Annotated in this window: 20 protein-coding genes and 1 pseudogene; 13 read left to right on the top strand and 8 right to left on the bottom strand. The window is 69.8% G+C overall.

The genetic code is table 11. The features are described 5' to 3' along the window. Nucleotides 1–17 precede the first annotated feature (17 nt). On the top strand, nt 18–656 hold the full coding sequence (locus ACQP2E_RS10780; protein WP_433830405.1) for a hypothetical protein: 639 nt from the start codon (nt 18–20) through the stop codon (nt 654–656). Here the strand turns inward: ACQP2E_RS10780 and ACQP2E_RS10775 are convergent. Next, complete coding sequence (locus tag ACQP2E_RS10775) at nt 653–1,672, bottom strand: LLM class F420-dependent oxidoreductase (RefSeq protein ID WP_433830403.1); 1,020 nt, start codon at nt 1,670–1,672, stop codon at nt 653–655. The genes ACQP2E_RS10780 and ACQP2E_RS10775 overlap by 4 nt on opposite strands. Further along, the gene (locus ACQP2E_RS10770; RefSeq protein WP_433830401.1) at nt 1,672–2,751 is read right to left on the bottom strand and encodes a zinc-binding dehydrogenase; all 1,080 of its coding nucleotides are present in this window, start codon (nt 2,749–2,751) and stop codon (nt 1,672–1,674) included. Before ACQP2E_RS10770 ends, ACQP2E_RS10775 begins: the two co-directional genes overlap by 1 nt. Before the next feature lie 90 nt (nt 2,752–2,841). Here ACQP2E_RS10770 and ACQP2E_RS10765 point away from each other — a divergent pair, with 90 nt between their 5' ends. From ACQP2E_RS10765 to ACQP2E_RS10745, 5 genes are all read left to right on the top strand, one after another. Further along, nucleotides 2,842–3,432, top strand: a complete 591-nt coding sequence (locus ACQP2E_RS10765; protein WP_433830399.1) for a TetR/AcrR family transcriptional regulator — start codon at nt 2,842–2,844, stop codon at nt 3,430–3,432. 69 nt (nt 3,433–3,501) lie between these two features. Beyond that, the gene (locus ACQP2E_RS10760; RefSeq protein WP_433830397.1) at nt 3,502–4,254 is read left to right on the top strand and encodes a glucose 1-dehydrogenase; all 753 of its coding nucleotides are present in this window, start codon (nt 3,502–3,504) and stop codon (nt 4,252–4,254) included. 1 nt (nt 4,255) lies between these two features. Then, nucleotides 4,256–5,167, top strand: a complete 912-nt coding sequence (locus tag ACQP2E_RS10755) for an SDR family NAD(P)-dependent oxidoreductase (protein WP_433830395.1) — start codon at nt 4,256–4,258, stop codon at nt 5,165–5,167. Beyond that, entirely contained in the window at nt 5,164–5,616 is a 453-nt protein-coding gene (locus ACQP2E_RS10750) for a pyridoxamine 5'-phosphate oxidase family protein (RefSeq protein WP_433830393.1), read from the top strand. Before ACQP2E_RS10755 ends, ACQP2E_RS10750 begins: the two co-directional genes overlap by 4 nt. 11 nt (nt 5,617–5,627) lie before the next feature. Continuing rightward, nucleotides 5,628–6,224, top strand: coding sequence for a TetR/AcrR family transcriptional regulator (locus tag ACQP2E_RS10745; RefSeq protein WP_433830391.1), 597 nt, complete (start codon nt 5,628–5,630; stop codon nt 6,222–6,224). Here ACQP2E_RS10745 and ACQP2E_RS10740 read toward each other — a convergent pair. Genes ACQP2E_RS10740 through ACQP2E_RS10730 form a run of 3 tightly spaced genes read right to left on the bottom strand, consistent with a single transcriptional unit; the run spans nt 6,210 to nt 9,526 of the window. Continuing rightward, nucleotides 6,210–7,205: an MBL fold metallo-hydrolase gene (locus ACQP2E_RS10740; protein ID WP_433830389.1), complete on the bottom strand. Its 996-nt coding sequence runs from the start codon at nt 7,203–7,205 to the stop codon at nt 6,210–6,212. The two genes, ACQP2E_RS10745 and ACQP2E_RS10740, sit on opposite strands and share 15 nt — an antisense overlap. A gap of 45 nt (nt 7,206–7,250) precedes the next feature. Beyond that, nucleotides 7,251–8,759 carry an aldehyde dehydrogenase family protein gene (locus tag ACQP2E_RS10735; RefSeq protein ID WP_433830387.1) on the bottom strand — a complete coding sequence of 503 codons (1,509 nt, stop codon included), beginning with the start codon at nt 8,757–8,759 and terminating at the stop codon, nt 7,251–7,253. Nucleotides 8,760–8,809: 50 nt separating this feature from the next. Continuing rightward, the gene (locus tag ACQP2E_RS10730) at nt 8,810–9,526 is read right to left on the bottom strand and encodes an SDR family oxidoreductase (RefSeq protein WP_433830385.1); all 717 of its coding nucleotides are present in this window, start codon (nt 9,524–9,526) and stop codon (nt 8,810–8,812) included. Nucleotides 9,527–9,574: 48 nt separating this feature from the next. Here ACQP2E_RS10730 and ACQP2E_RS10725 point away from each other — a divergent pair, with 48 nt between their 5' ends. Genes ACQP2E_RS10725 through ACQP2E_RS10710 form a run of 4 tightly spaced genes read left to right on the top strand, consistent with a single transcriptional unit; the run spans nt 9,575 to nt 12,862 of the window. Beyond that, a complete protein-coding gene (locus tag ACQP2E_RS10725; RefSeq protein WP_433830383.1) occupies nt 9,575–10,312 on the top strand; it encodes an enoyl-CoA hydratase family protein in 738 nt (245 codons plus the stop codon). After that, complete coding sequence (locus ACQP2E_RS10720) at nt 10,309–11,133, top strand: CoA transferase subunit A (RefSeq protein ID WP_433830381.1); 825 nt, start codon at nt 10,309–10,311, stop codon at nt 11,131–11,133. The genes ACQP2E_RS10725 and ACQP2E_RS10720 overlap by 4 nt, the downstream gene beginning before the upstream one ends. Further along, complete coding sequence (locus ACQP2E_RS10715) at nt 11,130–11,816, top strand: CoA-transferase subunit beta (protein ID WP_433830379.1); 687 nt, start codon at nt 11,130–11,132, stop codon at nt 11,814–11,816. The genes ACQP2E_RS10720 and ACQP2E_RS10715 overlap by 4 nt, the downstream gene beginning before the upstream one ends. Then, nucleotides 11,813–12,862, top strand: coding sequence for an NAD(P)H-dependent flavin oxidoreductase (locus tag ACQP2E_RS10710; RefSeq protein ID WP_433830377.1), 1,050 nt, complete (start codon nt 11,813–11,815; stop codon nt 12,860–12,862). The genes ACQP2E_RS10715 and ACQP2E_RS10710 overlap by 4 nt, the downstream gene beginning before the upstream one ends. A 1,380-nt stretch (nt 12,863–14,242) precedes the next feature. Here the strand turns inward: ACQP2E_RS10710 and ACQP2E_RS10705 are convergent. Beyond that, nucleotides 14,243–15,364, bottom strand: a complete 1,122-nt coding sequence (locus ACQP2E_RS10705; RefSeq protein ID WP_433830375.1) for an acetyl-CoA C-acyltransferase — start codon at nt 15,362–15,364, stop codon at nt 14,243–14,245. Between the two features lie 69 nt (nt 15,365–15,433). Between ACQP2E_RS10705 and ACQP2E_RS10700 the strand changes: the two genes are divergently transcribed. The 3 genes and pseudogenes from ACQP2E_RS10700 to ACQP2E_RS10690 all read left to right on the top strand — a co-directional run bounded on the left by ACQP2E_RS10700 (nt 15,434) and on the right by ACQP2E_RS10690 (nt 18,011). Then, on the top strand, nt 15,434–16,549 hold the full coding sequence (locus tag ACQP2E_RS10700) for an acyl-CoA dehydrogenase family protein (RefSeq protein ID WP_433830373.1): 1,116 nt from the start codon (nt 15,434–15,436) through the stop codon (nt 16,547–16,549). 188 nt (nt 16,550–16,737) lie between these two features. Next, nucleotides 16,738–17,145, top strand: a pseudogene (locus ACQP2E_RS10695) (acyl-CoA dehydrogenase family protein); the annotation flags it as partial. Continuing rightward, nucleotides 17,142–18,011, top strand: a complete 870-nt coding sequence (locus tag ACQP2E_RS10690) for a TIGR03619 family F420-dependent LLM class oxidoreductase (protein WP_433830371.1) — start codon at nt 17,142–17,144, stop codon at nt 18,009–18,011. The pseudogene ACQP2E_RS10695 and the gene ACQP2E_RS10690, both read left to right, overlap by 4 nt. A gap of 61 nt (nt 18,012–18,072) precedes the next feature. Here ACQP2E_RS10690 and ACQP2E_RS10685 read toward each other — a convergent pair whose 3' ends face one another. Continuing rightward, the gene (locus ACQP2E_RS10685; protein WP_433833888.1) at nt 18,073–19,194 is read right to left on the bottom strand and encodes a sulfotransferase family protein; all 1,122 of its coding nucleotides are present in this window, start codon (nt 19,192–19,194) and stop codon (nt 18,073–18,075) included. After that, nucleotides 19,194–19,964 carry an SDR family oxidoreductase gene (locus ACQP2E_RS10680; RefSeq protein WP_433830369.1) on the bottom strand — a complete coding sequence of 257 codons (771 nt, stop codon included), beginning with the start codon at nt 19,962–19,964 and terminating at the stop codon, nt 19,194–19,196. The genes ACQP2E_RS10685 and ACQP2E_RS10680 overlap by 1 nt, the downstream gene beginning before the upstream one ends. Nucleotide 19,965: the final 1 nt, after the last annotated feature.

The following is a 19,965-nucleotide window of genomic DNA, read 5'->3' as shown; positions in this document are numbered from 1 at the left end:
CGCCCACCATCGATTCCATGATGATTCTGCTGCTTCTGATCCTGCTCGGCGCCGGTGTCATGGTCCTGGTCAACGGTGGTGGCCGGCGCACCCGGGTGGCACGCGGCGACGAGTTCCTCGCGGATGCCCGCGCCGACGCGAGCAGATGGTACGAGCGCCTCGGCGGCCAGCTGCTGAACCTGCAGGCCGACGGCGACGTTGCCCGCCAGGCCCTGGTCGACGCGACCGAACGTCACCAGGCCGCCGGCGCCCAGCTCTCCCAGGCACGAACGGTCACCCAGTATCGGCTGGCCCGGGAGAGTGCCCTCGAAGGTCTCGCGTACGTCCGGGCGGCCCGGATCACCCTCGGCCTGGACCCGGGCCCGGAGCTGCCGGCGCTCGCCGCGGCCGAAGCCGGGACGGTCACGAACGAGCACGAGATGAACGGTTACCGGGTCGGCCCGCAGCACTCCTCGGCGACGCCGTACTACTACCCGGGCGGTTACCAGAACGGCCGCCCGATGCCGGCCGGCTGGTATTCCACGCCCTGGTGGAAGACGGCGTTGGCGGCCGGCGCGGGCACGATCGGCGGCATGCTGCTGCTCGACTCGCTGATGGGAATGGGTCACCACGGCGGCGGAGGAGGCCCGGACATCTTCGACGGCGATTTCTTCTAGAGCATGTCCCTGAGCAGTGCCACGTCTTTCACCCGCTCGGCCCTGGTCGCGGCCAGTGGCGACACCAGCAGCGTCGTCACTCCCGCGGCTGCCAGTTCGTCGAGCCGCCGCCGCACCTGATCAGGCCGGCCCACCAGCGACGTCGCCGCCACGAGATCGTCCGGAACGGCCGCCGCCGCCTCGGCCCGCCGGCCACTGAGGAACAGATCCTGGATCAGCGAGGCCTCGGCCGGGTACCCGTACCGTTTGATCAGGTCGTTGGAGAAGTTCCGCCCCCGCGCACCCATCCCACCGAGATAAAGCGCGAGCTGCGCGCGATGCGCGCTCAACGACACCTCACCAAGCCCAAAGGGTACGGGAACCGACACGTCCAACGGTCCGAGCGCGGTGTCGCGACGGGACAGTCCGTCGGCCAGAGCGTCCCCGAAGACCCGGCCGGCCGCACGCGGGTCGAAGAACAGCGCCTGCCATCCCTCGGCGATCTCGGCGGCCAGTGCGACGTTGCGCGGACCCATCGCGGCCAGCAGGACCGGGATCCGCTCCCGGACCGGGCGATTGATCAGCTTGAGCGGTTTCGCGTAGTCCCCCGGCAGCGGCACCCGGTAGTGCTCGCCCTCGAAAACCAGCCTCTCCCGCCGCCACACCCGCCGGCAGATCTCGACCACCTCCCGGGTACGCGCGACCGGAGCGTCGTACCGCACCCCGTGGAACCCCTCGATCACCTGGGGTCCGGAGACGCCGAGCCCGAGGGAGAACCGCCCGCCGGACACGTAGTCGATCCCGGCCGCGGTCATCGCTGTCAGCGTCGGCGTCCGGGTGTAGAGCTGCATCACCCCGGAGGCCAGCGCCATCCGCCGGGTCCGGGCCGCGAGATAACCGAGCTGGCTGACCGCGTCGAAGCTGTACGCCTCCGGGACCACGACCAGCTCGGCCCCGGCCTCCTCGAACTCAACGACCTCGTCGACCGCGTCCGCGAAGCCCTCACCGCTGTAACCGATCTGAATGCCTAGTCGCATCAGTGCACGATCACCTGGCGGATCACATCACCGCTGCCCAGGCTGGTCAGCGCGTCACCGACCTGGTCCAGCCGGAGCCGGCGGCTGATCATGCCCTCGATGTCGAGCCGGCCGGCCCGCCACAGGGCGAGCAGACGGCCGAAGTCCCGGTGCGGCTCCGCCGAGCCGTAGAGCGACGGCACTATCGTCTTGCTCTCGAAGAGCAGCTCGAACGGGCTGAACTCGACGAACTGGTCGGCGCGACCGGCACCGACCACCACGACGGTCCCGCCGCGACGGCAGGCCGTCCACGCGGCGCGCAGCGTCTGCGGCGCGGCCACCACGTCGAACGCATAGTCGAACCCATCACCGCCGGTGAGCTCGGCGGACAGGTCGCCCAGCGAGTCCGGATCACAGCTGTGGGTGGCGCCGAAGCGCAGGGCCGCCTCGTGCCGGGCCGGCACGGTGTCGACCGCGACGATCACGGCCGCGCCGGCCACCCGGGCGCCCTGCACCGCGGCGATGCCCACGCCACCGCAGCCGATGATCACGACGGTATCGCCGGGCCGCACCTTCGCCGTGTTGATGACCGCGCCGACACCGGTGGTGACACCGCAGCCGACCAGGGCCGCGACCTCGTAGGGCACGTCGCCGGCGATCTTCACAGCGCCGGCCCGGGGCACCACCATCTCCTCGGCGAACGCGCCGCAGCCGGCCATTCCGAAGATCGGCAGCTCGCCGGCCATGAAGCGCGGCATCACGTAACCGGCCATCACGTGGGTCATGCAGAGATAAGTCTCGCCGCACAGGCAGTGCGCACAGACCCCGCAGGAGGGCAGCCAGTTCACCGCGATCCGGTCGCCGGGCGCCAGGTCCTCCACGCCGGCGCCGACGGCGATCACGTCACCGGCTGCCTCGTGGCCGAGCACGGCCGGGACCGGCTGCGGCAGGCCGCCGTTGAGCGCGGACAGGTCGGAGTGGCAGACACCGGAGGCGCGGACCCGCAGGTGCACCTCGCCGGGGCCGGGGCCGAGGACGCTCACGTCGTCCCGGATGTCGAGCTTCTCGTCGCCGATCGTGTGCAGAACCGCCGCGCGCATCCCGCCACCCCCTCGAAAGTAGAACGCGTTCTACGCTATCGGCGAGGGTGGTACCAAGCAAGCGTTTGGGCGCCACGCATAATGGGACTGGTGACGACCCCGAAAAACTCCGAGCGGCGTACGCACCTGGTCCAGCTCGCCGGCGACCTCTTCGCCGAGAAGGGCTTCCGGGCCACCACGGTGCGCGAGATCGCGGACGCTGCCGGGATCCTGTCCGGCAGCCTGTACCACCACTTCGACTCGAAGGAGTCGATCGGCGACGAGCTGCTCAGCGCGTTCCTCGACGACGTGCTCGCCGGTTATCGCGCGGCGGCGGTGATCGAGGATCCCCGGGCGGCGATCGAGGAGATCGTCCGGTCCAGCACGGCCACCCTGAGCCGGCACCGGGCGGCGCTGACGATGCTGCAGAACGACTGGACCTACTTCAGCGCGCAGCCGCGGTTCGGGTACCTGCGGACCGCCATGAAGGAGATCGAGCACACCTGGACCGTCCAGCTGGACCGCGGCAAACAGGCCGGGCTGTTCCGGTCCGACCTGGACACCCGCCTGACCTACCGGCTGCTGCGCGACATCCTCTGGATGCCGACGTCCTGGGCCCAATCGACGAACGCCTGGACCGATGGCCAGATCGTCGACGGCCTCTTGCGCCTGCTCTTCGACGGCATCACCGCACGGCCGTAGCGCCGCGCGCCGCGCCGGTCTACCGTCAGGACCAAGCAAGCGTTTGGTTTCCAATCGGCAGGGGGCGCGATGGGGCGGCTCGACGGCAAGGTCGCACTGATCACCGGTGGGGCGCGGGGCATGGGCAAGGCGCATGCCCGGCACTTCGTGGCCGAGGGCGCCCGCGTGGTGATCGGTGATGTGCTGGAAGAGAAAGGGCGCCGGGTCGCCGACGAGGTCGGTGGCGTGTTCGTCCGGCACGACGTGACAAGCGCCGGCGACTGGGCGGCGGCGGTGGAGGCGGCGACAACCGCCTTCGGGAAGATCGACATCCTGGTGAACAACGCCGGGATCCTGCGGCACGGCCCGGTCGCCGAGATGGATCCGGACGAGTTCCGGCACGTCATCGACGTCAACCTGGTCGGCTCCTGGCTCGGCGTCCGCCAGGTCGTGCCGCCGATGCGCGACGCCGGCGGCGGCTCGATCGTCAACATCTCGTCGATCGAGGGCATCGCCGGCGCGGCCGGGCTTTCGGCGTACAGCGCCAGCAAGTTCGGGGTGCGTGGCCTGACCCGCTCGGCCGCGCAGGAGCTCGGCCCGTTCGGCATCCGGGTCAACTCGGTGCACCCGGGTGGCGTGATGACCTCGATGGCCCTGGCCGCCGCGCGGACCATGACCGGTGTGGACGGCAGCGGTTTCCTCAAGGCACTGCCGATCGCCCGGTTCGCCGAGCCGGTGGAGATCTCCCGTCTGGTCGCGTTCCTGGCTTCCGACGAGTCGTCGTACACCACCGGCGCCGAGTTCCTCGCCGACGGCGGCCTGCTCAGCGGACCGGGTTACTGAGATGAGCGGCGAGGTCGCCATCGTCACGGGCGCCGGGCAGGGACTCGGCGCGGCCGAGGCCACCGCCCTCGCCGCGGCCGGATACCGGGTCGTGCTCAACGATCTGCCCGGTCCGGCGCTGGACGAGACGATGGAGAACATCCGCAAGAACGGCGGCGAGGCGGTCGCCTGCCCCGGCGACATCGGCGAGTGGTCGACCGCGCAGGCGCTGCTCAGCACGGCGATCGGGACGTTCGGTGGGCTCGGCGTGCTGGTCAACAACGCCGGCGTGCTGCGTGACCGGATGGTCTTCGCGATGAGCGAGCAGGAGTGGGACACCGTGATCCGGGTGCACCTGCGCGGACACTTCCTGACCACCCGGCTGGCCACCGCGCACTGGCGGGACACGAGCAAGCGGGAGGGCCGTCCGGCGTACGCAAGAATCATCAACACGGCCTCGGAGGCCTTCCTGCTCGGTTCCGCCGGGCAGGCGAATTACGCTGCCGCCAAAGGCGGCATCGTCGCACTGACGCTGGCGACAGCGCGTGGTTGCGCTCCCTATGGGGTACGCGCGAACGCCATCTGTCCCCGAGCCCGCACCGCGATGACCGGCGACCTGATGGGCCCGCCGCCGGACGGAAAAGACCCGATGGCGCCCCGGCACGTGACCCCGCTCGTGCTGCACCTGGCCGGACCGGCCGGCGACCGGATCACCGGTGAGGTGTTCGTCGTGCATGGCGGCGTCGTGGCAGTGCTCGGGCCGCCGACCGTGCGCGCGGTGTTCCGGGCCGCGACCGGCGAGTGGACGCCGCACGAGGTCGAGGCCGCGCTGAGCACGGTCTTCACCGAGGTGCCGCCGAAACCGGGCTTCGTGTGCGAGCAGACATTACCGTTGGCCGATACCACAATCGGTTTCGGCGGGGAGACACGGTGAAACAGCGCGAGACGGTGTCGATGACGGACGACGAGCAGATCGGTCTCCTGTCGTCGGCGAGGAAGATGCAGCTCGCCACGATCAACCCGGACGGCACACCGCACCTGGTCACGATGTTCTTCGGGCTCACCGGCGGCCGGATCGCGTTCTGGACCTACCGAGCCGCGCAGAAGGCCCGGAACCTGGACCGCGATCCCCGGCTGACCTGCCTGGTCGAGGAGGGTGAGGACTACTTCGAGCTGCGCGGCGTGCAGGTGTCCGGCGAAGCACGGCGCATCGACGATCTCGACGGCGTCACCGCTGTCGGCCGGCTCATCGCGGCCCGGATGCCGGACGTGCCGGCTGACGCGCTCGACGCGTACGTCTCGCATGCCGCGCGCAAGCGGGCCGCATACATCGTGGAGCCGGTACGCATCGCCAGCTGGGATCATCGCAAGCTGCTCGGCTAACGTCTTCCACCATGTCTGCTGGAACCCAGGCCGGGCGGCCGCGCGACCCCGAGGTCGACGACCGGATCACCCGGGCCGCGGCCGAGCTGTTCGGCACGCAGGGCTGGTCCGGCTTCTCGGTCGACGCGGTGGCCCGGCGCGCCGGCGTCGGCAAGGCCTCGATCTACCTGCGCTGGCCCAACAAGGAAGCGCTGCTGGTCGCCGCTCTGGCGAGCAGGCTTTCCGGGGTCAAGGACATCGACACCGGCTCGGTACGCGACGACCTGGTCGCCCTCGCCCGGCAGGTGCTGAACGCGTTCCTCGGTGAGGACGGCGGCGCCGTGCTGCGGCTGACCGTCGAAGCGGCGAGTGTCCCGGCCGGCCAGGAGCACCTGGACCGATTCCTCCAGTCGCAGGCCGTGGCCGCCCGCGCGATCGTGCGGCGTGGCATCGACCGCGGCCAGCTCGGCGCGGACACCAGCGTGACCCTGCTGCTCGACACGATCAGCGGCGGCGCGCTCAACCACGCCCTGGTGGCACCGGCCCACCTGCGCGACCAGGTGAAAGCCGGCGCCGACCGCTACGCCGAAGAGCTGGTCGACTTCGTCCTGAAGTCAGTGACCCGGTAATCCCGCCACCGCCGGGCTGAGCAGCCGGGTGCCCGACCGGTCCCAGGTCAGACGGCCGGCTTTCACCAGCAGCTCGACGTGGGCGGCGGTCTCGGCGATCGCGCCCACCTTCATCGGGCCGATCTTCTCCCACGGCCGGGACCAGGTCAGTGCGGCTGCCAGCTCCCAGATCGTCGGCTGGTCGAGGCGCCCGACCACCTCGACGATCTCGTCGCAGCGATCCCGGTGGTGGGCGTCCAAGGCCGCAGCCCTGGCCGCGATTCCGCGGAACCGGTGCTCGTGCCCAGGCAGTGCCTCGCACGCGTCGTAGGCCGCCACCTTCTCCAGCGACGCGAGATAGTCGGTGAGCGGGTCGCCACCGGTCAGCGAGAGGCCGATGTTGGGGCTGATCCGGGGCAGCACGTGGTCACCGGTGAGCAGCACCTGGGCGTCCGGTTCGAGCAGGCACAGGTGGCCTGGTGTGTGCCCGGGCGTCCAGACGGCCTGGAGCCGGCGACCGGGCAGCGGCACGAAGTCGCCGTCGTCGAGGAGCACGGTGGCGTCCGCCATCGGCGCGAAGTGCGAGTCGACGGCGGCGCCGAACGTGCCGAGCAGGTCGTCGACCTCGGCGTCCGGCACCCGCAGGCCGCGCATCCAGGCGCCGAGTGCGTGGCTCGGGGCGGTCTCCCGGTCGCGCAGCATCGAGGCGCGCTCGGCCGGGTGCATGGCGATCCACGCGCCGGAGGCGTCCCGCAGCCGGGCGGTCAGTCCGTGGTGATCGGGATGCACGTGGGTGAGCACCACACCGGTGACGTCGGCCGGGGCGGCGCCGGCCTCGGCAAGACCTCCGACAAGCGCGTTCCAGCCGGCGTCGCTGTCCCAGCCGGGGTCGACCACGACCATGCCGTGGTCGCCGGGGATCAGGTAGGACAGCGTGTAGCGCAGCGGGTTGTCCGGAATCGGCACCTCGATCGAGACGAGCCCGCCGGCAAGCTTCTCCACTGCTGCCCCACCTTTCCTAGACGAGTGTCGTCTAGGAAGGGAAGGCTACATCATCTCGTCGGTGATGGGGATGAGCACGGTCTTGAGCTCGGTGTACGCCTCGATCGACGTGCGACCACCCTCCCGGCCCAGGCCGGACTGCCCGAACCCGCCGAACGCCACGTGCGGCTCCAGCTGGTATCCGTTGACACCGACCGTCCCGGCGCGCACGGCCCGGGCAAGCCGCATCGCCCGCTTCACGTCGTTGGTCCAGACCGTGGCGGCCAGCCCGTACGTGGTGTCGTTGGCGAGCCGCACCGCCTCGTCCTCGCCGGTGAACGGCACCACGGCCAGGACCGGGCCGAAGATCTCCTCCCGGGCGATGGTGGCGTCGTTGCTGACGTCGGCGAAGACGGTCGGCGCGACGAAGTTGCCGCTCGCCAGCTCGCCGTCCGGCCGCCCGCCACCGACCACGAGGCGTGCCCCCTCGGCCTGGCCCTGCTCGATGTACCCGAGGACCCGATTCATCTGGCGCTCGTTGATCAGTGGCGAAGCCGTTGTCTCCGGATGGAACGGGTCGCCGTAGGTGACAAGCGCCGCCATCGCCTCGACGATGGCGAGGAACTCGTCGTAGACGTCGCGATGCACCAGCGCCCGGGAGTGCGCCACACACGCCTGGCCGGACAACCCGAGCGTGACCATGCCCATCGTGGTGGTGGCGGCCGCGTAGACGTCGGCGTCGGCGAAGACCAGCGACGGGCTCTTGCCGCCGAGCTCCAGACTGGTCCGTTTCACCCCGCCGGCCGCTGCGGCGAGCACCCGCCGCCCGATCGCGCGGCTGCCGGTGAACGTGACCTTGTCGACGAGCGGGTGGTTGATCAGGGCCTCGCCGGTCGGCTCGCCGGGGCCGGTCACCACGTTGAAAACACCCTCGGGCAGCCCCGCCGCCTCGACGATCCTCGCGAGCCGCAGCGCCGAGAACGTCGCGTACTCCGACGGCTTGAGCACCACCGTGCAGCCGGCCGCCAGGGCCGGGGCCAGTTTCTGCGCGGCGAGCAGCAGCGGGCCGTTCCACGGGATGACCGCGGCGACCACGCCGACCGGTTCGCGCAGGGTGAGCACCATGTGCTCGCCGCCCTGATAACCGGGCAGCGTCTCACCGCCGAGCTTGTCCACCCAGCCGGCATGGTGGTCGAAGATGTCGGCGACACACTCCATCGACATGGCGTACGTCTCGCCGAAGCTGATCGGCACCCCGTTGTCCAGGGCCTGCGTGGCCTGCAGGCCGGTGGCGTCAGCGCGGATGGCGTCGGCGATCCGGCGCAGCACCCGGATGCGCTCCTTGGCCCGGGTACGCGGCCACGGCCCCTCGTCGAACGCCGTGCGAGCCGCGCGCACCGCGGCGTCCACGTCCTCAGGTGTGGCGACGGCGAACGCGCCGACCTCCTCGCCGGTGGCCGGATGCGGGTGGATCCAGGTGCGGCCGTCGGCGGCCGGGCGCCAGACGCCGCCGATGAGCAACTCGCCCGTGGTGATGCCGAGTTCGTCGCGCTTCGCCTTGATGGAGAGGACCATGCCCGCACACCTCCACTGGAACGTGTTCTAGTTTCTGCTTTCTGCGGAGACTACGCCCGCGTGCGGAGCTCCGCCAGATAGGCCGGCCACTCGCCGCCGCCGTGGACCGCGAGGGCGGCGCCGCTGACATATCCGGCCAGTGGCGACGCCAGGAGCAGGCAGGCGCCGGCCACGTCCTCGGGTGCGGCCGCGCGGCCCATGGCCACCGTCTCGGCGGCCGCCGCGTCGTCGCCGACCGGACCGACGACGAGGGTGTTCACGCGTACCCTCGGGCCCCACTCGACAGCGAGGGACGCGGCGAGATGGAGCAGGCCGGCTTTGGCAGCGCCGTAGGCGGCGGTCCCCGGAGAGGGACGGACCCCGCTGACGCTGCCGATCATGAGGATGACGCCGCCGCCGGGCTGATCACACATCACCGCGTTTGCCGCCTGGGCCACATGCAGCGGCGCGATCAGGTTCAGCTCGATGACCTTGGCGTGCAGCCGGGGCGAGGCGACGTCGGCGAAGACCTGCGGGCTGCCGCCGGCGTTGTTGACCACCACGTCGAGCCGGCCGTGCCGCCGCACCGCCTCGGAGATCAGCGCCGCCGCCTGGTAGGGATCGCGGACGTCGGCCCGGAAGTAGTCATCAGTGACATCCGGCTGATTTCGCCCGCAGACCAGCACCCGCGCTCCGGCGGCACGGAAGGCCCGGGCGATGGCGGCGCCGATGCCGCGGGTGCCACCGGTGACGACGACCGAGCGGCCGGTGAAGTCGAGGGCGTCCATGAAGTTCGATCCTAGCTACCCAAGCAAGCGCTAGGTTAGAGTCCCGGCATGGGTGTGCGGCTGCACCGCGGCGCGGTCGCCGAGGTGATCATCGACTTCCCGCCGGTAAATGCGGTTCCGGCCGACGGGTGGCTGACGCTCGCCGGCGCGGTCGCCGCGGCAGGCGCTGATTCGGGCACCCGGGTGGTGCTGATCGCGGCCGAGGGGCGCGGGTTCTGCGCCGGCGTGGACATCAAGGAGATGCAGCGCACCGAGGGCCACGATGCGCTCATCGCGGCCAATCGGGGGTGCGCTGCCGCGTTCGCCGCCGTCTACGACTGCCCGGTGCCGGTGATCACCGCGGTGCACGGGTTCTGCCTGGGCGGCGGGGTCGGGCTGGCCGGCAACGCCGACCTGGTGATCGCCTCGGACGACGCGGTCTTCGGGCTTCCCGAGGTCGATCGTGGGGCGCTCGGCGCGGCCACCCACCTGGCCCGGCTGGTGCCGCACCAGCTGATGCGCACGATGGTCTACACCTGCCGGACGGTCCCCGCTTCTCTGCTGCACGGGTTCGGCACCGTCCTGGACGTGGTTCCGCCTGATCAGCTGCGTGCCGCTGCCCGGCGGTTGGCGGCCGAGATCGCCGGCAAGGACCCGGTGGTGATCCGGGCGGCAAAGGCATCGCTGAACGGCATCGATCCGATGGACGTGAAGCGCTCCTACCGGTTCGAGCAGGGCTTCACCTTCGAGCTCAACCTCAACGGCGCCGGAGACCGCGCCCGCCGGCGCTTCGTGGAGGGCCGATGACCGTCGCGACAATGACCGAGATCGTCGACGAGATCCGGGACGGGATGACCGTCGGGATCGGCGGATGGGGGTCCCGGCGCAAGCCGATGGCGCTGGTCCGGGCGCTGGTCCGGGCCGGACGCCGGGACCTCACGATCGTCGGTTACGGCGGTCCCGACGTCGGTCTGCTGACCGCCGCCGGGTGCGTCGGCCGGGTGGTCACCGGCTTCGTGTCGCTGGACAGCATCCCTCTTGAACCACATTTCGGCCTCGCCCGGAAAGCCGGGAATATCGCATTGACCGAATATGACGAGGGAATGCTCTACTGGGGCCTGCTGGCGGCGGCCAACCGGCTCCCGTTCCTGCCGATCCGCGCCGGCGTCGGCTCCGACGTGATGCGCGTCAACCCGGGGCTGAAGACGGTCCGGTCGCCCTACCACGACGGCACCGAGCTCGTTGCCATGCCGGCCGTTCACCTCGACGTGGCGCTGATCCACCTGAACCGGGCCGACGCGGGCGGCAACGGCCGTTACCTCGGGCCGGACCCGTACTTCGACGACCTGTTCTGCCTCGCCGCGAAACGCCGGTTCCTGTCCTGCGAGCGTCTGTTGAGCACCGCTGAGCTGATCGAGAGCGGTCCCCCGCAGACCCTGCTGACCAACCGATCGATGGTCGACGCCGTCGTCGAAACACCGCACGGCGCGCACTTCACCAGCTGCGTCCCCGACTACGGGCGCGACGAGATCTTCCAGCGGGAGTACGCCACCACCGACTGGAACACGTTCCGATCCCGCTACCTCGACGGCGACGAGTCCGACTATCAGAAAGCGATAACCCGATGACCCGGGCCGAGACCTGCGTGGTGGCCTGCGCCGAAGCCTGGCGTGGTGACGGCGCGGTCCTCGCCAGTTCCGCCGGGCTGATCCCGCACCTCGGCGCCCGCCTCGCCCAGCTCACGTTCGCACCGGACCTCCTGGTCACCGACGGCGAGGCCACCCTGCTCCGGGACGGCGCCGCCGAGGGCTGGCTGCCCTATCGCCAGGTGTTCGCCACGGTTGCCGCCGGCACCCGGCACGTGATGATGGGCGCCAGCCAGCTCGACCGGTTCGGCAACTCCAACATTTCCTGCATCGGTGACTGGGAGCGGCCGAGGCGGCAACTACTCGGCGTACGCGGCGCCCCCGGCAACACGATCAACCACACCACCAGTTACTGGGTGCCACGCCACTCACCGCGGGTCTTCGTCGACAAGGTCGACATGGTCTCCGGCATCGGCGGCGACCGCGGCGCCCACGAGATCCGGGTCGTCGTCACCGACCTGGCCGTCCTCGACTTCGCCACACCGGACCGCTCGATGCGGTTGCGCTCCACCCACCCCGGCGTGAGCGTCGGCGAGGTCGTCGCCGCGACCGGTTTCCCGCTGACGATCCCCTCCCCCGCCGTGCCGGTCACCCGGGACCCGACCTCTGCCGAACTCACCCTGATCCGCGACCGCCTCGACCCCGGCAGCCAGCGGGAACGATGAAAACCCCGCTCACCGATCTGCTCGGCTGCCGGCACCCCATCGTGCAGACCGGCATGGGGTACGTGGCCGGGGCCGGCCTGGTCTCAGCGGTCGGCAACGCCGGCGGTTTCGGCATCATCGCGTCCGCCTCCATGAGCCTGCCTGCGCTGGAAGCGGCGATTCGCTGCGTCAAGGAGCGGACCGACGCGCCATTCGGTGTGAACATCCGCGCCGACATGCCCGACGCCGGCGAGCGCATCGACCTGCTGATCAGGGAAAACGTGCGCCTCGCCTCGTTCGCCCTGGCCCCGTCCCGGTCGTTGGTGCGCAAATGCGCCGACCACGGCGTGCTGACCATGCCGTCGGTCGGCGCCCGCCGGCACGCCGAAAAAGTTGCGGCCTGGGGAGTCGACGCGGTCCTCGTCCAGGGCGGCGAGGGCGGCGGGCACACCGGTCCGGTGCCGACCACCCTGCTGCTGCCGCAGGTCGTCGACGCCGTGGACATCCCCGTCGTGGCGGCCGGCGGCTTCTTCGACGGGCGGGGCCTGGTCGCCGCTCTCGCGTACGGCGCCGCCGGCATCGCCATGGGAACCCGCTTCCTGCTCACCACCGACAGCCCGGTGCCCGACGCCGTGAAACAGCTTTACCTCGACGCCGGCGTGACCGGCACGATCGTCACCACCGAAGTCGACGGTGTGCCGCATCGGGTGCTGCTCACCGCGTACATCAAAGGGCTGGAAAAATCGGGAAGGGTGAGCGCGCTGCTGCGCGCGACCAGGCACGCGGTCGCGTTTCGCCGCCTAGCCGGCCTTAGTTGGCCGCAACTGCTGGCTGCCGGGCGAAGCGCGCGGCACGGGCGTGAGATGAGCTGGGCGCAAACCATGCGCGCCGCGAGCACCCCGATCCTGTTACGCACAGCGATGGTCAAAGGCCACCCAGAGTACGGAGTAATGCCCGCCGGCCAGGTCACCGGAGTAATCGCCGATCTGCCGTCGTGCGCGACCCTGCTCAACCGAATCATGCAGGAAGCGGACGAGGCCCTGATCCGCCTCCCGTCCACCGGCTGACTCGCCGCCTGAGCGGGTGAGCGCACGCGCTGGCGTTCGGTGTGCGCCGGCCGGCCTCCCGGGTCCCGGCCAGGTGCGCGAGATCCACTTCGGCTGGCCGTCACTGCTGCCTCACGCTGGTGAAATGGCGGAGTCGGCAACGGTGTGCGGTTACGCCGTCGGACCGACCCGGAACTCACAAGATCAGAACTTGGGGTAGTCGTCGGCGCGACTTCGCGGCCGTTCCATCACTTTCCACGGCATACGTCGCCGGTAAAGGCTCACCACATCACGACCGGGGCCCAGCGTGTCGACTTAGGGCCCGAGTGTGTCGACTTAGGGCTGACCGTGTCGGCTTCGGGCTGACCGTTTTCGGCTTCGGGCCCGAGTGTGTCGACTTCGGGCTGACCGTGTCGACTTCGGGCTGACCGTTTTCGGCTTCGGGCCCGAGTGTGTCGACTTCGGGCTGACCGTGTCGACTTCGGGCTGACCGTGTCGACTTCGGGCTGACCGTGTCGACTTCGGGCTGACCGTGTCGACTTCGGGCCCAAGTGTGTCGGCTTCGGGCCGAGCGTGTTGGTTTAGGGTGCGATCCGCGCCCAGTACCGACACGCACGCCACGAAACGGCTGCTTCGTGTCGACTTCAGGTTCGAATCGCACCCTAAATCAACACGCCATTTTGGGGCTGCGGCGGAGATACCGGCGGAACGACGGTCCGCGGTTCACCGGCGGCCCGTTTCGTCGCTCTCCGTGTCACGCTTACGGGCATCGCGGGCCGATCTTGGTGGCGGGTGGGGCCTGGAGGCACCACCATGCTCCACACATCGGCGACCGGCCGACCTCGCTGTGACAGTGAGCAACACTCTGCAGCCAGAAGTCTCCACGATCGCGGAGTGTCCAGCTCATGCCCCTCGGCGGCCCTCTGTCCGCCGGCTTCCCGGGGACGCCGAGGCGGTAGCCAGCAGGAGTCAGCGACGACAACCAGCCGGACCGAATCTTGGACTCACCGAGCCCCAGCTGGACCGACTGGCCGGGGCAGCCCGACTGGCCGGGGCAGCCCGACTGGCCGGGGCAGCCCGACTGGCCAGGGCAGCCCGACTGGCCAGGGCAGCCCGACTGGCCAGGGCAGCCCGACTGGCCGGGGCAGCCCGGCAGCCCGACTGGCCCGGCAGCCCGGCAGCCCGGCAGCCCGACTGGCCCGGCAGCCCGGCCGGGTCGGCGGGATCGGCTGGTCGGCGGGATCGGCTGGTCGGCGGGGCGGCTGGTGGTCGGTGTTGTGAAAACGGTTGTGGGACGGTGCTTGGTGGTCGGCTGGTCGACACGAGCTGGCTGTCGGCGCTGTTCCACCGCCCGCAGGACAGCGCTGAGAGCCGGCTGGACCAGCCACGGGCGGGTGCGAGCTAACAGCGTTCGATGATTGTCGCGTTCGCTTGGCCGCCGCCCTCGCACATGGTGACCAGGCCGTAGCGGCCTTCGCAGCGCTCCAGCTCATGCACCATGCTGACCAGCAGTTTTGCGCCGGTTGCGCCCAGCGGGTGGCCGTGGGCCAGCGCGCCGCCGTTGATGTTGGTGCGTTCGGGGTCGGCGGCGGTTTCGCGCAGCCAGGCGAGTGCCACGCTGGCGAAGGCCTCGTTGACCTCAAATCTCGATATATCGGATATTTTGAGGTCGGCTCGGCTCAGGGCGTGCGCCGTTGCCGCGATCGGGGCCGTCAGCATCAGGACGGGGTCGTCACCGCGTACCGAAAGGTGCTTGATCCGAGCCCGGGGCCGCAGCCCGTATCGACGAACCGCGAGCGAGCTGGCGACCAGGAGGGCGGCAGCGCCATCGGCAAGCTGGCTGGAAGTGGCGGCCGTGGTGACACCCCCGTCGCGAAGCGGTGCGAGAGCCGCCATCCGGACGCGATCGGTGTCGCGACGCGGACACTCGTCCACCCCGATTCCGGATATTTCGGCTTTCAGCACTCCACTGTCGATCGCGGCGACCGCCCGGCGATGGCTTTCCAGCGCGTATTCCTCCAGTTCAGAACGGTGCAGACTCCACTTCGCCGCGATGTCGTCGGCGCTGCGGAACTGGTCGACCTCCTGCGAGCCGTACCGAAGCACCCATCCCGCCGACCCCCGATAGGGCCCCTCCTCCCCCATCGCACTGCCGATCGGCACCCGGCTCATGCTCTGCACCCCACCGGCCACCACCAGATCGGCCGAACCGCTCGCCACCGCCTGGGCCGCGAAGTGCACGGCCTGCTGCCCCGACCCGCACTGCCGATCAACGGTGACACCAGGAACGTGTTCCGGAAGACCGGCCGCCAGCCACGCCGTCCGGGCGATGTCACCGGACTGCGGGCCGAGCGTGTCGACACACCCGAGGATCACGTCGTCGACAACGTCCGGATCGGCGCCGGACCGCTCCAGCAACGAGACGATCACCTGTCCGGCCAGGTCAGCCGGGTGCACCGCGGAAAGCGACCCGCCTCGACGGCCGATCGGGCTGCGCACCGCGCCGACCAGATACGCGTCCACTGTTGACGCCTCCCCGACTCCTCGGTCTACTTGTAGAACGTGTTCTAATCTAGCGCTGCGGGGTGGGACGTGCACGTCGGATACACACCGGAGCAGGAGAAGCTGCGCCTGCGACTACGGTCCTACTTCGCCGATCTGATGACCCCGGCTCGGCGCAAAGCCCTCGACGACCCGGACGGCGAATACGGCGACGGAGAGGCGTACCGGGAGGTGGTCCGGCAGCTGGGCCACGACGGATGGCTGGCGATGGACGGCCTGGACCGGGTGGAGCAGTTGATCTTCACGGACGAGGCGGCGCTTGCCGGGGTGCCGGTGCCGTTCCTGACGCTCTACACGGTCGGGCCGACGATCGCTAGGCACGGCAACGACCAGCAGAAATCCGATCTGCTGCCGAGAATTGCCGCCGGCGAGCTGCACTTCTCGATCGGCTATTCCGAGCCCGGCGCGGGCACCGATCTGGCGTCGTTGCGTACCCGGGCGACCCGGGACGGCGACTCCTACGTGATCAACGGGCAGAAGATGTGGACCAGCCTGATCCGGTATGCGGACTATGTCTGGCTGGCCTGCCGCACCGATCCGGACGCACCCCGCCACAAGGGCCTGTCGATCCTGGTCGTGCCGACCGACGCGCCCGGTTTCTCCTGGACTCCGGTGCGGACGGTGGCCGGGCCGACCACGAGCGCGACCTACTACGACAACGTCCGGGTGCCGATCACCGCGCTGGTCGGCGAGGAGAACCGCGGCTGGCAGCTGATCACCGATCAGCTCAACCACGAACGGGTCGCGCTCACCTCGGCGGCGCCGCTCCAGCGGTCGTTGCGCGAGGTCGTGCACGCGGCGAAGGAGACCGGCCGGTTCGAACGGGAATGGATCAGGCTTCACCTGGCCCGGGTGCATGCCAAGGTCGAGGTATTGAAGCTGTTCAACTGGCGGGTCGCGTCCGGCACATTGTCGCCCGTCGACGCGTCCGCCGGAAAGGTATACGGTACCGAACTCGCCATCGAGGTTTATCGGCTTCTTACCGAGGTTCTTTCGGCTCCGGGACGCGTACCCGAAAAGGCCGTGACCGATCGGGTGGAACGAATGTATCGCGCGTCTTTGATTTTGACTTTCGGTGGCGGTGCCAATGAGGTGCAGCGTGACATCATCGCGGCCGGCGCACTCGGCCTGCCGGTCCGGCGATAGGAGCTCCGATGGACTTCACCCTGCCGGAGACCGCGCGCGAGGCCGCGGCACTCACCCGCGATCTCGCGACTTCCGGTCGCGACCTCCTTTTCGAGGCCAACGACGCCGGGTACGGGTTGACCGAGCGCTGTGCCATTCTCGTCGAGCTCGGCCGCCATGCCGCTCGCATCGAGCTGCCCGACGACGTGGTGAGTTCGGCCGCCTATCAACTCGGCGTTGTTGAAAAGGCCCTGGAAATGACGGCCCGGCACGCCAGTGAAAGGGTGCAGTTCGGCCGGCCGATCGGTTCTTTCCAGGCCGTTTCCCAGCGTCTCGCCGACGCCTACATCGACGTCGAGGCGCTACGGGTGGCGCTCTGGCAGGCGGTCTGGCGCCTGGAGAACGACCCGCCGGCGACCGCCGAGATCGCGACGGCGGGGTTCTGGGCAGCCGAGGCCGGTCATCGTGTGCTGCACACCGCGGTCCACGTGCACGGCGGCACCGGCCTCGACCTGGAGTACCCGCTGCACCGGCACTTCCTGGCCGCCAAGGAGCACGAGTTCCGTTTCGGCGGGGCAACAGCACACCTGCTCGCCCTCGCGGAGGAGATCGGATGAAATTCACCCTCGGTATAGCCCTGAGCCCTCTCGATCAGCTGACGTCACTCGCTGTGACAGCCGAGGAGTGCGGGTTCACGTCGATCGCTCTGCCCGACTCGATCTTCTTCGCCGAGCACACCGAAGGGTCGTACCCGTACACACCGGACGGACGGCGGTTCTGGGACGCGGACACGCCCTGGGCCGACCCGATGGTCGCCGCCGCCGCGATGGGGGCCGTGACCAGCACGATCAGGTTCTACACGCAGGTGCTCAAGCTCGACCCGCGCAACCCGGTACTGCTGGCCCGCCAGGTCAACTCGGTGGCGAACCTGACCAGCAACCGCTTCGGCCTGGGCGTCGGCCTCGGCTGGTCACCCGAGGAGTCGCAATGGTGCGGTACGCCGTTCCGTGACCGCGGCGCCCGCGCCGACGAGGCGATCGAGGTCCTGAAGCTGATCCTGGGCGGCGGGATGGTCTCGTACTCCGGGAAACATTTCGCGTTCGAGAAGCTCCGGATGAGCCCGGCGCCGGCCGAGCCGGTCCCGTTCTACGTGGGCGGCCACACCGAGCCGGCCCTGCGCCGCGCCGCCCGCATCGGCGACGGCTGGTCGTCGGCGATGATGCGCCTGGCCGACCTGCGCGAGGTGATCGACCGCCTCGGGGTGCTGCGCGCGGAGTACGGCCGGGCCGATGCCCCGTTCGAGATCCAGGCCGTCTGCGTCGACCAGTTCGGCCTGGACGGTTACCGCCGCCAGGCCGACATCGGCGTCACCGACGCGATCGTGGTCCCCTGGGTCACCCATCGAGCCGGCTTCGACGCGCCGCTGCAGGTGAAACAGGACGCCCTGCACCACTTCGCCGACGAGGTGATAACCAAGATCTGATCGCTCGTCGATCTTGTCGACTTTGAGCGGCCCCGTGTTCGGGAAGCTCGACAAGATCTACCTATTCCCGTGAGCCGAACGCCTTGTCCACCTCGGCCGGCGTCAACCCGTATGTCGCCAGGTCATAAGCGTGGGAAGGCTTACCCGCGCCGGCATGCGACGCGGCCATCGCGGCCCGGGCCTCGTCGCTCAACCCGGCCCCGAGCCGCGCATAGATCGCCGCCACCGTCCCCAGCGGATCCGTCACGAAATCCTCGTACCGGACATCGATGAAATGCGACGGGTCGTGGCGCGCCCTGGCCTCCCGGAAAGACTGTAAGCCCCGCGACCACAACGAAAGCTGAGCGCGCCCCAGCACCGGCCCCTCGAAGACCGTTGACCACCCCGTCGAAGCGACAGCGTTCAGACTGCACACCGAGCCGATCGCCGCCCGCGGATCGCGGTGGGTCTGAATCACTATCGCGTCGGGATACACCGCGAGAAGCGCGTCCAGGGCGAACAGGTGGCTGGGGTTCTTCAGCACCCAGCGCCGGCCCGGATCGTTCAGCCCGATCAGCTGAAGATTGCGGCGATGCCGCTGATATGCAGAAACCCAGTCCTGCGTGGAAAGCCACGACGAATACGACGGAATGAAGGCGGTGCACTCGAACGACACCGACGTCATCGACTGGCAGAGCAGCCGCCAGCACTCCTCCACCTGATCCGGGCCGAGGTGATGCACCCCGTTGAATTCGGAATGCGACAGATAGGCGTCCCGCAACAGCGCGTAGACCGGATGCGACGGCCACGAATCCCGAGGTGGGCGTGGCTGCGGCACCTCGGTGAGCCACAATTCCAGCCCTTGATGGGCGGGATCCGCGGCGAGCAGCCGATGCAGCGCCGTGGTTCCGGTCCGCGGCAGGCCGGTCACGAAAATCGGCCGCTCCACAGGCGCTTGCGAAAAGGCCGGGTACTGCCGCCACGCCCCCTCACTCAGCAACCGCGAGACAAGAGCACCGCGCAACAGCTGCCGGGTTCGCTTGCTCCCCGCGGGGGTCAAGGCCGCTTCATTTCGGTACGCCGAAAGCAGCACCCCCAGCCCGTCCCGATAACCCGAGTCCCCGAAATCGTCGAGCCCCGTCATCCGCACAGCCGACGCCTGCAGGTCGTCCACGGTCCCGACGTCGGTACGATCGTTGGCAATCAATGGTGGAACTCCCCGCAATTCACGTCGAGACATTGACCGGTGATCCCCCGGGCCAGATCCGAGGCGAGGAACAGAATCGCGTCCGCCACGTCACCGGGTTCGGGCAGCCGCCGCAGATCCGTCGTGGCAGCCGTCTCGTCGTAGATCGTCTGGGCCGGGACACCCCGCTGGGACGCCAGGTATTCGAACCAGGTCCGCAGCGTGTCGGCCCAGATCCAGCCCGGCGCGACCGAGTTGACGCGTACGCCGGACGGCCCCAGCTCACTCGCCAGGTTCTGCGCCACGGCGAGCAGCGCGGCCTTGCCGATCTTGTACGGTCCGAAGGGCTTCCGCGAGTGCCGCAACACCGCCGAGTTGACGATGACGACCGAGCCACGGGACTCCATGAGCGCCGGGGCAAGCAACCGCACGGTCCGCAGCGCCGCAACCACATTAACGTCGAAACTCCGCGAAATTTCCGGCAAATCTGTTTTCAGCAGCCCCCGCATCGGCGGCATCGAGAACGCGTTGTGCACCAGCACATCCACACGACCGAATTCGCCCATCACCGCGTCCACCAAGGCCGACGTCTCCACGGCGAGGTCGACTGGAACGACAACCGCTCGCCGCCCAGCCGCCACCACTTTCCCGGCGACCTCCGCCAGCACCGGCTCGGTACGCGCCGCCAGCACCAGATCAGCCCCCTGCCGCGCGGCCCGGACAGCGATCTCCTGCCCCAGACCCGGCCCGACCCCGGCGACCACGACCACCTTCTCCGCGAGCAGCACG

It is taken from the genome of Actinoplanes sp. CA-015351 (assembly GCF_050955685.1).
Lineage (GTDB): Bacteria > Actinomycetota > Actinomycetes > Mycobacteriales > Micromonosporaceae > Actinoplanes.
The sequence above is the reverse complement of the archived record's forward strand: the minus strand, read 5'-3'. Positions and strand labels throughout refer to the sequence as shown.

Coding starts and splice junctions, on each gene's coding strand:
- ACQP2E_RS10710 (WP_433830377.1), top strand. CDS start 11,813: ATGAAAACCCCGCTCACCGATCTGCTCGGCTGCCGGCACCCCATCGTG.
- ACQP2E_RS10735 (WP_433830387.1), bottom strand. CDS start 8,759: ATGGTCCTCTCCATCAAGGCGAAGCGCGACGAACTCGGCATCACCACG.
- ACQP2E_RS10715 (WP_433830379.1), top strand. CDS start 11,130: ATGACCCGGGCCGAGACCTGCGTGGTGGCCTGCGCCGAAGCCTGGCGT.
- ACQP2E_RS10690 (WP_433830371.1), top strand. CDS start 17,142: ATGAAATTCACCCTCGGTATAGCCCTGAGCCCTCTCGATCAGCTGACG.
- ACQP2E_RS10760 (WP_433830397.1), top strand. CDS start 3,502: ATGGGGCGGCTCGACGGCAAGGTCGCACTGATCACCGGTGGGGCGCGG.
- ACQP2E_RS10720 (WP_433830381.1), top strand. CDS start 10,309: ATGACCGTCGCGACAATGACCGAGATCGTCGACGAGATCCGGGACGGG.
- ACQP2E_RS10745 (WP_433830391.1), top strand. CDS start 5,628: ATGTCTGCTGGAACCCAGGCCGGGCGGCCGCGCGACCCCGAGGTCGAC.
- ACQP2E_RS10780 (WP_433830405.1), top strand. CDS start 18: ATGATGATTCTGCTGCTTCTGATCCTGCTCGGCGCCGGTGTCATGGTC.
- ACQP2E_RS10775 (WP_433830403.1), bottom strand. CDS start 1,672: ATGCGACTAGGCATTCAGATCGGTTACAGCGGTGAGGGCTTCGCGGAC.
- ACQP2E_RS10770 (WP_433830401.1), bottom strand. CDS start 2,751: ATGCGCGCGGCGGTTCTGCACACGATCGGCGACGAGAAGCTCGACATC.
- ACQP2E_RS10755 (WP_433830395.1), top strand. CDS start 4,256: ATGAGCGGCGAGGTCGCCATCGTCACGGGCGCCGGGCAGGGACTCGGC.
- ACQP2E_RS10725 (WP_433830383.1), top strand. CDS start 9,575: ATGGGTGTGCGGCTGCACCGCGGCGCGGTCGCCGAGGTGATCATCGAC.
- ACQP2E_RS10730 (WP_433830385.1), bottom strand. CDS start 9,526: ATGGACGCCCTCGACTTCACCGGCCGCTCGGTCGTCGTCACCGGTGGC.